The organism is Neisseria sp. Ec49-e6-T10 (assembly GCF_051132615.1).
GTDB lineage: Bacteria > Pseudomonadota > Gammaproteobacteria > Burkholderiales > Neisseriaceae.
This window is the reverse complement of sequence record NZ_CP152375.1, coordinates 2,045,387-2,058,385: the sequence shown is the minus strand read 5'-3', so window position 1 is coordinate 2,058,385 and position 12,999 is coordinate 2,045,387. Positions and strand designations below refer to the sequence as shown.

Here is a 12,999-nt window from a genome sequence, read left to right as displayed (position 1 = left end):
TCAAACCCATTCACCAGAATAAACACTACCAGATATTGTATCTGGTAGTGTTTTCTAACTTAAAGTACAATAAGTTTTTTCCATAAAGAAAAAAATATGACAACAATCGAAGAAAAATATACCCAAGAAACCATTTTATGGGTAAAAAACCACACACCTAAACACATCAGCTTTGCCATTACCCGGCCAAAAAATTTTCGGTTCAGTGCGGGACAATTTGCACGATTAGGGTTTGCACAAAACAATGGTTTTATCTGGCGTGCTTATTCTATGGTCAGTGCAGAATACGATGACTTTTTAGAGTTTTATGCCATTTTGATTCCAGGAGGCCCATTTAGCCAACACTTTGAAACAATTAAGACTGGGGACACTTTCTTACTAGAAAAAATAGCCAATGGTTTCTTTTTACCAGAACGCTTTCAAGATGGGCAAGATTTGGTGATGCTCAGCACGGGATCTGGTTTAGCGCCATTCTTATCCATTTTAAAACAACCCTCAATATGGAGCAGATTTCAAAATTTAAGCTTAGTACACTGTGTCAGTTATATCAGTGAGCTGGTTTATCAAGAAACGATCCAAGAACTACAACAACATGAGTTATTCAAAGACATGGGGGCAAAACTTAAATACCAACCTGTTGTGACACGTGAACACCATCAAAATTGTTTAAATGAGCGTTTACCTATATGTATTCAAAATGGCGAATTGGAAAAAGCATTAGAACAAACATTTAATGTACACAGTACCCGTTTTATGATTTGTGGCAACCCTCAAATGGTTACAGATACTCATAAAGTATTAATGCAAAAAGGATTCAGTTTAAATAGGGTAAAACTACCTGGACAAATTTTATTAGAAAATGGATTTTAATCTCCATTTTCTAATATTTATTTATAAACTCATTATTTTTCTTCTACAGAGAAAACCTGACGCAAATAAGCCAAGAATGTTTCATCGCTGCACATAGTCTTACCTGCACTATCCGATATTTTAGCGACTGATTGGCCATTACAACTGATCAATTTGAGCACAATCTGTAATGGCTCTAACCCCATATCATTGGTTAAATTGGTGCCAATGCCAAAGCTGGTACGAATACGGCCTTTAAAATGTTGATGTAAAGCATAAGCACTCTGAATATCTAAGCCATCACTAAACGTTAACATTTTGGTTTCAGGATTAATCCTCAGCTCTTTATAATGGGTAATGGCTTTTTCACCCCACTCATAAGGATCACCACTATCATGACGAAGACCATCAAATAATTTCGCAAAATATAAATCAAAATCACGTAAGAACGCATCCATGCCAACCACATCAGTTAACGCAATCCCTAAGTCGCCCCTATATTCTTGCACCCACGACTCCAATGCTGCCTTTTGAAAATTACGTAAACGAACATCTAAAGCCTGAAAAGCCTGCATGAATTCATGTGCCATTGTACCAATTGGGATAATCCCCAATTCTCTGGCCAAGCCAAGATTACTTGTTCCTTTCACAATACGTGGGGAAGCTTGATGCAAACTCTGTACAACATGTTTATGCCATTTTCTACTGAAACGGCGACGTGTACCAAAATCAGAAACCAAAAATGGGGTTTTCTTATCTTGAATGATTTCAATTTCTTGCAATAAGGCAATTTTCTTTTGTAATCGTTTTTCCCCTTCTTCCAAAATAGCAGGCGTACTTAAACGGCGGAAAAAAAGTTCATTAACAATAGACAAAACAAAAATTTCAAAAAACATTGCCTGTACAAGTGGGCCATGAATTTGAATCGCCAAACGATTTTGCTCATCGACGGAAACTTCAATAAAGCGCCTTTTTAATTGAAAAAGTTCTAAATAATCAACAAAGTCACTTTTAATAAAGCGTAACGTACGCAAAAACTCTAGCTCATCTGCCTTGAATTTTAAGGCACATAAAAAATCAAGTTGTTCTTCTAATTCTTCTTTAATTTGGGTCAATGGATATTGTGTTTGATCATCATTACGGCACCGAAATGCATATTGCCCATAAGCTTGTGGAAATTGATGCAAAACCACCTGCAGCATTGTAAATTTATATAAATCTGTATCCAATAAAGATTCAATGATTGGTTCGTTGACCATGTACAACATCCTTCTTAATGTATTTTTATATCCAACAAATCACGTATTTTGATGCTTTAAAGCAGCATTAAACCATGTTTCTTTCTCTTTTTGTGAGTTTTTAAATAAACCTTTGTTATTACATCTTTATTTAAAGTCTATTTTTTCAAACCAACATCATTTTGCTTGAAATTAGACATATATTCAAAAAATTCAAGGCAGTAAATCACAAGAAAACACAACAAAATGCCGCCAAGCACTTGAGTCAACACCCGATACAGTATTAATATCTATCTACTTAATTCATCCATCCAGAACATAAACTAAAGAATAATACCTATGAAAGCACAAACCCTTTACGAAAAACTATGGCAAAGCCACATTGTTCAAGAAGAAAACGATGGCACAGCCTTATTGTATATTGACCGTCATTTAGTGCATGAAGTCACGAGTCCCCAAGCTTTTGAAGGATTAAAGCTGGCAAACCGTAAATTATGGCGTTCAGACAGTATTGTTGCAACGGCAGATCACAATACGCCAACAGAACACTGGGATGAAGGCATTAAAGACCCTATTTCTCGCTTACAAGTCCAAACACTGGACGAAAACATCCAAACATTTGGCGTTCAAGCCTATTTTCCTTTTAAAGATAAAGGTCAAGGTATTGTTCATGTTATGGGACCAGAAGAAGGCGCAACTTTGCCCGGCATGACAGTTGTATGTGGCGACTCTCATACTTCTACACATGGTGCTTTTGGTGCACTTGCCCATGGGATTGGCACAAGCGAAGTAGAACATGTTATGGCCACTCAATGTTTGGTGGCAAAAAAATCAAAAACCATGCAAATTAATGTCGCAGGTCATTTAAACCCTGGTATCACAGCTAAAGACATGGCTCTTTATATTATTGGTCAAATTGGTACCGCTGGCGGTACAGGTTATGCGATCGAATTTACTGGAGAAGCAGTCAAAAACCTAAGCATGGAAGGCAGAATGACATTATGCAATATGGCCATCGAAGCTGGTGCACGCTCAGGCTTGGTTGCTGTAGATCAAACCACCATTGATTATGTTAAAGGCCGTAAATACGCACCAAGTAAAGATCTGTGGGAAAAAGCTGTTGCCTATTGGCAAACATTAGTCTCTGATCCAGATGCTCAATTTGATTCAATGATTCAGTTAAATGCAGCAGATATTGAACCTCAAGTTACTTGGGGTACCTCACCAGAAATGGTCGTGGGTGTCACCCAAACAATACCTGACCCTGAACTTGAAACAGATCCTGTCAAAAAAGAAAGTATGCAACGAGCACTTAAATATATGGGGTTAACAGCGAATACGCCTATTAAAGATATTTTGATTGATACTGTGTTTATTGGTTCTTGCACCAATAGTCGAATTGAAGACTTAAGAGAAGCGGCAGCTATTGTGAAAGGTAAACAAAAAGCACAAAATGTCAAACGCGTATTAATTGTACCTGGCTCTGGTTTAGTCAAAAAACAAGCAGAACAAGAAGGACTTGACCAAATATTCAAAGACGCTGGCTTTGAATGGCGCGAACCAGGTTGCTCAATGTGCTTGGCCATGAATGATGACAGGCTACAGCCAGAAGAAAGATGTGCCTCTACCTCAAATCGTAATTTTGAAGGTCGGCAAGGCAATGGTGGCAGAACCCACTTAGTTAGCCCAGCCATGGCAGCAGCAGCGGCTATAGCCGGACATTTTGTGGATATTCGTTCTATTTAAAATGATTTAGTTTATTTAAATTTGCTACAAACTAAATTGATCATGAGTCAAACATTTAGGAGAGAACAATGAAAAAAATACTCATACTGATTTGTGGTTTTACATTATTGCTTACTGGCTGCAACACAGTAAAAGGTGTGGGGCAAGATATCCAAAAAGGTGGTCAAGCAATAGAAAGAGTGGGAAGCAAATAAACGATAACCTTATCTGATCAACTTACCTTCAGATGAGTATTTGAATTGTTTTTAGCCACAATTTATTTAAATGCAATAACAATATGTTATTGCCCAATTTTAGTTTTAGGAAAAAAATGAAAGCATTTACCACTTTAACTGGTTTGGTTGCGCCACTTGATCGAGCAAATGTCGACACGGATGCCATTATTCCCAAACAATTTCTAAAATCCATTAAGCGTACAGGCTTTGGTGTGAATTGCTTTGATGAATGGCGCTATTTAGACCATGGCGAACCTGGGATGGACCATCAATCGCGTCCATTAAATCCAGATTTCCCACTGAATCAAGCCAGATATCAAGGCGCACAAATTTTACTGACACAACAAAATTTTGGTTGTGGCTCCAGTCGTGAACATGCACCATGGGCGCTCGATGATTATGGCTTTCGTGCAGTTATAGCCCCCAGCTTTGCCGATATTTTCTTTAATAACTGTTTTAAAAATGGTTTGTTGCCTATTGTCTTACCACAAACTGTTGTGAATGAGCTTTTTAAGCAAACCTTTGCTCAGGAAGGCTATTGTTTGACGATTGATCTGCCCTCACAAACAGTCAGCACACCTTCTAATGAACAGTATCAATTTGAAATAACAGAACACCGAAAACACTGTTTGCTTAATGGCCTAGATGAAATTGGTTTAACCTTAGCGCATACTCAAGCCATTAAAGCGTATGAAACCAAACATAAAGCAGAACAACCTTGGTTATTTCATTAAAGGGTAAAAGCTGCTGACTTGGCAGCTTTTTTAGTAAGATTTTGTACAAAATTATAAAGGAATAAATGCATGAGTATGAACGTTGCCGTTTTAGCAGGTGATGGTATTGGTCCTGAAATTACCACACAAGCAATAAAAGTGCTGGAAGTATTTAAAAAAGAAGGACTTGATTTACAATTTGAATATGCCCCAATAGGTGGAGCAGGGTTTGATGCATATGGTTCTCCCTACCCTGAGGCAACGCAAAATATTTGCCGTAAAGCTGATGCGGTTCTACTAGGTGCCGTAGGTGGCCCACAGTATGATAATCTAGACCGTCCCTTGCGTCCTGAAAGAGGTCTACTTGCTATTCGTAAAGATTTAAACCTTTTTGCCAATTTAAGACCCGCCATTTTATATCCTGAATTGGCCAATGCTTCCTCCTTAAAACCAGAAATCGTTGCGGGTTTGGATATTATGATTGTGCGTGAGCTTACTGGTGATATTTATTTTGGTGAGCCACGAGGCATTCAAACCAATGATAAAGGTGAGCAAGAAGGCATCAATACCATGCGCTATTGCGAAAGTGAAATCAAACGCATTGCTCATATTGCTTTTCAAATTGCACAAAAACGCCATAAAAAAGTGTGTTCTGTCGATAAAGCCAATGTATTAGAAACCACTGAGCTTTGGCGCCAAATTTTTACACAAATCAGTAAAGAATACCCCGATGTTGAATTAAGCCATATGTACGTAGACAACGCAGCCATGCAACTGGTACGTGCCCCAAAACAGTTTGATGTGATTGCAACAGGCAATATTTTTGGTGACATTTTATCTGATGAAGCCTCTATGTTAACTGGTTCTATTGGCATGTTACCTTCTGCTTCTCTGAACGAAACAGGCAAAGGATTATATGAACCAAGCCACGGCTCCGCACCAGATATTGCAGGACAAGATAAAGCCAACCCTTTGGCCACTATTTTATCAGCAGCCATGATGTTGCGTTATAGCTTTCATCAGGAAGATGCAGCCAAACGCATTGAAACAGCCGTACAAAAAGTCTTACAAGCTGGACTGCGCACACCAGATATTCATGAAGATGGTTGCCAGCTAGTCGGTTGTAATAATATGGGAGACGCAGTAGTCAACGCTCTGTAACCTATCGTTTATACTCCTACAAAAACCAACTTACACGTTTAAGTTGGTTTTTTCTACATGTTACACCTTACAATTTACTCTAAAATGCACTAAAACCGTATTTCTTTATAAAATTTACATACATTTTAATGCTTACTTGCATGTATTTACATTAACATCTTTTTAAATTTTTTATTAGTGCTATAATCTCTTCAAGTTTAAATATAGGATACAAATAATGATTAAAAAACTTATCACCGCATCTATTATGGGCACCGCACTGATCAGCACCAGCGTAATGGCTGCGCCTCGAACCTGTGCAGACAAACAAAGAGCCATTGAAACAGAAATCAGTTACGCAAAAGCGCACAACAATACCTATCGTTTACAAGGTTTAAATAGAGCGCTTGCAGATGTAAAAGCTTATTGTACTGATGAAGGGCTTCAAGCCAAAAGACAAGAGAAAGTCACCGAAAAAGAGCATGATGTTGCTAAAGCGGAACGTGAACTCAAAGCAGCACAAGCTAAAAATGACAGCAAAAAAATAGCAAAAAAACAAAAAAAATTGCAAGAAGCATTAAGTGATTTAGCAGAAGCAAAAGCGTCTCTTTAATATTTTGTTCTTTTATAAAAAATCATAAAAAAAGGGCTTAATAGCCCTTTTTTTAATAAGTGTTAGATTTAGTGCACACCTTAACAATCATTTACACAATTAAAAATAGGGTGTGAAATTCCGTAAAAATCCTTTTTTCTATATAAACTTTCATTAAACATGTCAATTTAAATAGATTTTATTCAAACCATAGTTATTTTTATTTCTATAAAAAACATAAAGGTACTATTTTTATCATATAATTAGCCCTTGGCTTGAAACTTGAATAACTATTTTTTGTCTAGCTTTACCTATTCTATAACAGGCTAAATCCTTCACTTGAAAAACAACAAGGAATTTTGTTATATTGAGCCCTTAAATTTGTAACGTACGTTACAAAACCAGTTTTTAACAATATGCTGGATTGACCACATATTGTCCGAAAAATATTTAAGTATTGAAAAAACTATTGTAAAAAAAAACGGAGTCGTAAAATGATGAGCACACCTTTAATAAAAACTGGCTTAAGTGCTTTAGTACTGGCATTAGCACTGACCTCATGTAAAGAAGGAGCAACACAACAACCACAAGCATTACCAGTCACCTTGTTACAAATTAAACCTGAAAATATCCCTGTTTCTTTTGAATATGTTGGTCAAACTGCTGGTTATAAAGAAGTTGAAGTTCGTGCTCGTGTAGGTGGGATCTTACAAAAACGTTATTATGATGAAGGCCAACCCGTACAAGCGGGTGCAGTATTATTTCAAATTGACCCAGCACCTTATCAAGCTGTCGTAGACCAAGCACGTGCGGCACTGGCATTAAGTCAAGCGAACTTAGTCCAAGCGACCCAAGACTTTAACCGTATTGCACCTTTAGCAAAAGAAAATGCCGTATCTAAAAAGAACCTTGATGATGCAGCAGCTGCCATGCAATCAGCAAAAGCCAATGTTGCCGCCAGCAAGGCAAGTTTAGATCAAGCACAAATTAACTTAGGTTATACCAAAGTGACTGCACCTATTTCTGGTGTCACCAGTAAAGAAAGTGTTTCTGAGGGCAGTTTAATTGCCACATCGGCAGAAGCCAGTTTACTGACCAAAATATCACAACTTGAACCGATGTATGTCAATTTTAGTATGTCTGAAAGTGAGTCGACAAAAATCAAACAAATGCTTGCGGCCAAGACGCTAAAAATGGGTAAAGATCAAAACACTTTTGAAGTTGCCCTGCGCTTAGGCGATGGCACCATATACAGCGAAAAAGGGCAAGTAGATTTTACTGACAGTATGGTTGACCCAAGTACAGGCAGCATCAAAATGCGTGCCATTTTTAATAATCCAAGCAAAGATCTGCTTCCAGGTCAATTTGTACGGGTTATTTTAGAAGGTGCGGAACGCCCTAATGTCATTGCCATTCCTCAAAGTGCAGTTCTGAGTTCTCAACAAGGAAAAACCGTTTGGGTACAAGGTAAAGACAACAAAGCAGAAATTCGACCTGTAACACTTGGTCAGGAATCTGGTAACAATGTTATTGTTGAATCTGGTTTAACAGCTGGAGACAAGGTAGTGATTGATAATCTGGTTAAAGTTCGCCCAGGCGCCCTATTAGATAACCAACCCAATCAAAATGCCAATAAAGCACCTGTTCACCAGACATCAGAGAAAAAATAGGAGCTTATAAACCATGTTTTCAGCTTTTTTCATCAGACGGCCGATCTTTTCTACGGTGCTGTCTATTATTATTGTCATTGCAGGTTTAGCTGCAATGAAAGCGCTCCCGATTGAGCAGTTCCCCGATGTTGTGCCCCCAGTTGTTTCAGTATCAGCCAGTTATCCAGGCGCTTCATCTGAGGTTATTGCTAATACAGTGGCAGCGCCTTTAGAGCAGGCTATTAATGGTGTAGATGACATGTTATACATCCAGTCATCTAGCTCTTCCAATGGGAGTATGTCAATCAGTGTCACCTTCAAAATTGGTACAGACCCTGATCAAGCAACCATTAACGTAAATAACCGCGTACAACAAGTCACTTCTTCATTACCAGAACAAGTGCGTCGCTTGGGGGTGACCGTAGCCAAACGCTCAAATAACTTCTTACAAGTATTGAGTATTTACTCACCGGACAATTCCCGTGATGCACTGTTTTTAAGTAACTATGCTTCTTTAAATATTGTTGATGAAATCAAACGTATTGAAGGTGTGGGAGACGCTTCAGGTTTTGGGGATGAGTCTTATTCTATGCGTATTTGGTTGCGCCCAGATAAAATGACTCAACAAAAAATCACCCCAATTGATGTTGCTGCTGCCTTAAATGAACAAAACGTTCAATTTGCTGCTGGTAAAATTGGCGCTACACCTAGCTCGGAAAAACTGGATTTTACCTATACCGTAACCACTCAAGGCCGTTTAACAGAACCTGAAGAATTTGAAAATATTATTGTCCGTTCAAACCCTGATGGTTCATCCGTTCGCATTAAGGACATTGCTCGTGTCGAACTTGGCGCATACAACTATGATGTTATTTCAACATTTAATGGCAAACCTTCTGCTGCTATTGGTATTTATCTGGCTCAAGGTGCAAATCAATTAGCCACAGCAAAGGGCGTGGACGCTGCATTAGAACGCTTGAAACAAGACTTCCCTTCAGGGGTTGACTATGCGGTTGCGTATGACACCACCAAATTCGTTCAAGTTTCTATTGATGAAGTTGTTCAAACATTAGTAGAAGCAATGATCTTGGTGTTTTTAGTGGTTTATCTGTTCTTACAAAACTGGCGTGCAACCATTATTCCGTGTATTGCCGTACCTGTATCGGTTATTGGTACTTTTGCAGGAATGTATGCTTTAGGCTTTACCATTAACACCTTAACCTTATTTGGTCTGGTACTGGCCATTGGTATTGTGGTGGATGATGCAATTGTGGTATTGGAAAACGTTGAGCGTATTATGACAACCGAACATAAATCGCCACGTGAAGCATCATTCCAAGCGATGCGTGAAGTAGCAGGTGCATTGGTCGCAATTGTATTGGTATTGTGCTCAGTATTTATTCCTGTAGCATTCGTAGGCGGTATTGCGGGTGAAATGTACAAACAGTTTGCCATTACCATTGCCATTTCTGTCACCATTTCGGGTATCGTGGCATTAACATTGACCCCTGCTCTTTGTGCCTTACTGCTTAAAGAAGAAGAATTACACCAAAGGGAAGCTCGCCCACATAAATTTAAAATTGTGGCCTTATTTGCACATTACAAAACCCGTTTCTTTAACTGGTTTAATGATGCATTCGAGCGCACAACTCATCGCTATAGTAATGCTGTACGCTTCTTTATCAAAAGAAGTATGCTCAGTATTGCCATATTATTTGTGACAATCTTTGCTGCTTTACAGCTTTTCCAAGCCCTACCTTCTTCTTTAGCACCTAACGAAGACCAAGGGGTATTGATGAGTGCCATTTTCCTACCTGATGCAGCCCATGTACAAAGATCAGCTGAAGCAGTCGAGGAATTCCACAAATTAGCAAAAACAAACCCTAATGTTCAAGATTTCTTTGGTATTGCTGGTTTTGATATTTTGTCCTCTGCACCAAAAAGCAGTTCAGGTATTGCCTTTATTACCCTAAAACCTTGGGATGAGCGTAAAGGCTATGACAATTCATCTTTCAGTGTCAACAAATACCTGTCTGGTAAAGCCATGGGTTTGAGAAACGCCTTTTATCTGGTGATTGACTTGCCGCCAATTTCTGGTATGTCCAATACAGGTGGTGTGGAAGCATTTATTCAAAACAAAGGTGGTGCTTCTGCTGATGAATTGGGTAATGTGATTCAAACATATGTTGCTGAACTACAAAAAAGAGATATTGTTAAAGGTGTGCAAACAACCTACTCTACTAATGTACCGCAAATCAACATCACATTAGACAGAGAAAAAGCTAAAGCTATGGGTGTGACCATTAATGATGTCTTCACAACGATGCAAAGCATGTTTGGTGCTACTTATGTCAATGACTTTAATAAATTTGGCCGTACTTATAAAGTACAAATGCAAGCAGATGCACCATATAGACAACGTATCTCTGACTTAAGCAATATTTATGTTCGTTCAATGAACAACGAAATGATTCCGTTAACTACATTGGTTACCGTAGAACAAACAGTTGGCCCTGAAATCATGAGCCGATTTAATATTTTCCCTGCGGGTAAAGTAATTGCCAGCCCACCAGAAGGTGGCAGTTCTGGTGAAGCCATTGCCGAAATGGAAGCGGTTGCCAAAGAAGTATTGCCAGAGGGTTATTCATTAGCATGGTCTGGTAGTGCCTATCAGGAAAAATCAAGTACAGGTTCATCTGCTGTTGTGCTTGCTTTTGGCTTGTTGATGGTTTTCTTGATTCTTGCCGCTCAATATGAAAGATGGAGCTTACCACTAGCGGTTATTTTGGCCGTACCATTTGCTGTATTTGGTGCTGCTTTAGCCGTATTGATTGTCCGTTTCCTATCGGCATATGTTCCAAGTTATAGCGGTTTGGCTAATGATGTGTACTTCCAAGTGGCCTTGGTGACATTAATTGGCTTAGCAGCGAAAAACGCCATTTTGATTGTGGAATTTGCAGTCCAAAAAATGCAGGAAGGAGAAGATATTATCTCTGCTGCTGCCGATGCTGCACACTTACGCTTCCGCCCTATTATCATGACTTCTATGGCGTTTGTGATGGGTGTCGTACCACTTGCCTTAAGTACTGGTGCGGGTGCCAATAGTCGCCACTCATTGGGGGTCAGTGTGATTGGTGGGATGGCCGCAGCAACATTTATTGCGATATTGTTCATTCCAACTTTCTTTGTATTGATCATGAAAATAAGTGGTAAAAGAAAATCTCATGACGAACAGCAGCCAACGCAAAGGGATGAAAATCCTGTACCAGAAAGTGGTACACTGGCAGCTGTCGATACTGAAAGTGAAAACCATCCAACAGATGTGAACAATCAAGAAACATCGTCGGACGAAGAGAGAGACAAATAAATGAAGAAAATTTTATGCATAAGTATCGTTCTGGCATTAAATGGTTGCGCGTTATTGCCTACATACGAACGCCCTGAAACACAACTACCTGAGAGCTTTAAAGCCAATCAAGCCTCTAACAGTGATGCCTCTCAAACCATCAATCAACAATGGTGGAAAAATTTTGGCGATCCTGTTTTGGACAACATGATTGACAATGCTTTACGGTATAACCAAGATTTGGTTGCGGCACAAGCTAGGGTTAAAGAAGCTGCAGCCAATGCTGGCATTGCACGCAGTGCCCTTTTCCCAAGTATTGATGGAGCGGGTAATTTTACCCGCCAAAGAACATCCCAAGAAACAACCGCGCCTGGCACCCCAATTATTGGGGACGTGCGTACCGCTTATGCTCAATTAAGCTGGGAGATTGATATTTGGGGTAAACTTGCCGCACAAAATAAAGCAGCCAGAGCCCAATTCTTATCCAGCCAATACAATCGTGATGCTTTACAATTGTCTATTGCGGCACAAGTAGCCAACACCTACTTTCAATTAAGAACCGTTGATGAGCAACTGGCCTTAACAGAAAAAACATTGGCCAGTCGTGAAGAAACATTGGCGCTATACCAAAAGCAATTTAAACACGGTTTGATTTCTGCTTTGACACTCAATCAAATGACCGCTTTAACTGCTGCCGCTCGAGCTGATGTGCCCCGATTAAAGCTTTCTAAAGAGCAGACAGAGCATGCCTTGGCTATATTAATTGGACAAACGCCTGAGCAAATGGTCAATGATCAAATTACCCGTGGTGCAGGTGTCTTTGCGCAAAACCTAAAAGATACCATTCCAGAAGGTTTGCCAAGTGATCTTTTGGTACGCCGTGCCGATATTAGGGCAGCAGAAGAAATGCTTATTGCGGCTCATGCTGATGTTGGTGTGGCAAGGGTGGCGTATCTACCCAGTATTGGTTTAACCAGTGCCATTGGTAGCCAAAGCCTCTCTTTAGATAGCCTATTCACTGCCCCAACACGAACATGGAATTTTGTTGGCAATTTAACCACGCCCATTTTTAATGCTGGTCGTATTGGTTATAATATCCGTGCCGCAAAAGCCCGTGAAGAGCAAGCAGTTTCCAGCTACCAAAAAGCCATTCAAACTGCATTTAGAGACACATTGGATGCATTAAGTGAGCACAAAAATGATAAAGATATTGAAGACGCTTTAAGAACACAGCTTAAAGCAACTTCAGAAAGTGCTCGTTTATCGCGTATTCAATACGACCACGGCTACACTGACTATTTGACCGTATTGGATTCTGAGCGCAGTTTATACCAAACACAAATGGCTGTAGTCAATGCGCGCTTGGCCAGATTAAATGCGATGGTGTCATTGTATAAAGCATTAGGTGGCGGTTGGGATGAGAAAAACAGCAAAGCTTATCCTACCAGTACAACTCATTCTCAAAATTAATATTTGAAAACGCTTGCGTTAACTTAGTTAATTTAGTAGAA

The 12,999-nt window shown here is 39.4% G+C and carries 10 protein-coding genes; 9 read left to right on the top strand and 1 reads right to left on the bottom strand.

Going from position 1 to position 12,999, the window contains the following annotated elements; genetic code table 11:
• Positions 1-96: 96 nt before the first annotated feature.
• Positions 97-870 (top strand): ferredoxin--NADP reductase, encoded by a 774-nt coding sequence (locus AADH04_RS10475; RefSeq protein ID WP_434777220.1) that lies wholly within the window; start codon positions 97-99, stop codon positions 868-870.
• Positions 871-902: 32 nt separating this feature from the next.
• Here AADH04_RS10475 and pncB read toward each other — a convergent pair whose 3' ends face one another.
• Positions 903-2,108 carry a nicotinate phosphoribosyltransferase gene (gene pncB, locus AADH04_RS10470; RefSeq protein WP_434777219.1) on the bottom strand — a complete coding sequence of 402 codons (1,206 nt, stop codon included), beginning with the start codon at positions 2,106-2,108 and terminating at the stop codon, positions 903-905.
• 318 nt (positions 2,109-2,426) lie between these two features.
• Here pncB and leuC point away from each other — a divergent pair, with 318 nt between their 5' ends.
• From leuC to AADH04_RS10430, 8 genes are all read left to right on the top strand, one after another.
• Positions 2,427-3,833 carry a 3-isopropylmalate dehydratase large subunit gene (gene leuC / locus AADH04_RS10465; protein ID WP_434777218.1) on the top strand — a complete coding sequence of 469 codons (1,407 nt, stop codon included), beginning with the start codon at positions 2,427-2,429 and terminating at the stop codon, positions 3,831-3,833.
• A gap of 68 nt (positions 3,834-3,901) precedes the next feature.
• Entirely contained in the window at positions 3,902-4,027 is a 126-nt protein-coding gene (locus AADH04_RS10460) for an entericidin A/B family lipoprotein (RefSeq protein WP_434777217.1), read from the top strand.
• Positions 4,028-4,143: 116 nt separating this feature from the next.
• Complete coding sequence (gene leuD, locus AADH04_RS10455; RefSeq protein WP_434777216.1) at positions 4,144-4,782, top strand: 3-isopropylmalate dehydratase small subunit; 639 nt, start codon at positions 4,144-4,146, stop codon at positions 4,780-4,782.
• A gap of 75 nt (positions 4,783-4,857) precedes the next feature.
• Positions 4,858-5,922, top strand: a complete 1,065-nt coding sequence (gene leuB / locus AADH04_RS10450; RefSeq protein ID WP_434779835.1) for a 3-isopropylmalate dehydrogenase — start codon at positions 4,858-4,860, stop codon at positions 5,920-5,922.
• A gap of 217 nt (positions 5,923-6,139) precedes the next feature.
• Positions 6,140-6,514 carry a DUF1090 domain-containing protein gene (locus AADH04_RS10445; protein ID WP_434777215.1) on the top strand — a complete coding sequence of 125 codons (375 nt, stop codon included), beginning with the start codon at positions 6,140-6,142 and terminating at the stop codon, positions 6,512-6,514.
• 473 nt (positions 6,515-6,987) lie between these two features.
• A complete protein-coding gene (locus AADH04_RS10440; protein ID WP_434777214.1) occupies positions 6,988-8,163 on the top strand; it encodes an efflux RND transporter periplasmic adaptor subunit in 1,176 nt (391 codons plus the stop codon).
• Between the two features lie 13 nt (positions 8,164-8,176).
• The gene (locus AADH04_RS10435; protein ID WP_434777213.1) at positions 8,177-11,509 is read left to right on the top strand and encodes an efflux RND transporter permease subunit; all 3,333 of its coding nucleotides are present in this window, start codon (positions 8,177-8,179) and stop codon (positions 11,507-11,509) included.
• On the top strand, positions 11,510-12,958 hold the full coding sequence (locus AADH04_RS10430; RefSeq protein WP_434777212.1) for an efflux transporter outer membrane subunit: 1,449 nt from the start codon (positions 11,510-11,512) through the stop codon (positions 12,956-12,958).
• Positions 12,959-12,999: the final 41 nt, after the last annotated feature.

Coding starts and splice junctions, on each gene's coding strand:
- leuB (WP_434779835.1), top strand. CDS start 4,858: ATGAACGTTGCCGTTTTAGCAGGTGATGGTATTGGTCCTGAAATTACC.
- AADH04_RS10445 (WP_434777215.1), top strand. CDS start 6,140: ATGATTAAAAAACTTATCACCGCATCTATTATGGGCACCGCACTGATC.
- leuC (WP_434777218.1), top strand. CDS start 2,427: ATGAAAGCACAAACCCTTTACGAAAAACTATGGCAAAGCCACATTGTT.
- AADH04_RS10475 (WP_434777220.1), top strand. CDS start 97: ATGACAACAATCGAAGAAAAATATACCCAAGAAACCATTTTATGGGTA.
- AADH04_RS10460 (WP_434777217.1), top strand. CDS start 3,902: ATGAAAAAAATACTCATACTGATTTGTGGTTTTACATTATTGCTTACT.
- pncB (WP_434777219.1), bottom strand. CDS start 2,108: ATGGTCAACGAACCAATCATTGAATCTTTATTGGATACAGATTTATAT.
- AADH04_RS10435 (WP_434777213.1), top strand. CDS start 8,177: ATGTTTTCAGCTTTTTTCATCAGACGGCCGATCTTTTCTACGGTGCTG.
- AADH04_RS10440 (WP_434777214.1), top strand. CDS start 6,988: ATGATGAGCACACCTTTAATAAAAACTGGCTTAAGTGCTTTAGTACTG.
- AADH04_RS10430 (WP_434777212.1), top strand. CDS start 11,510: ATGAAGAAAATTTTATGCATAAGTATCGTTCTGGCATTAAATGGTTGC.
- leuD (WP_434777216.1), top strand. CDS start 4,144: ATGAAAGCATTTACCACTTTAACTGGTTTGGTTGCGCCACTTGATCGA.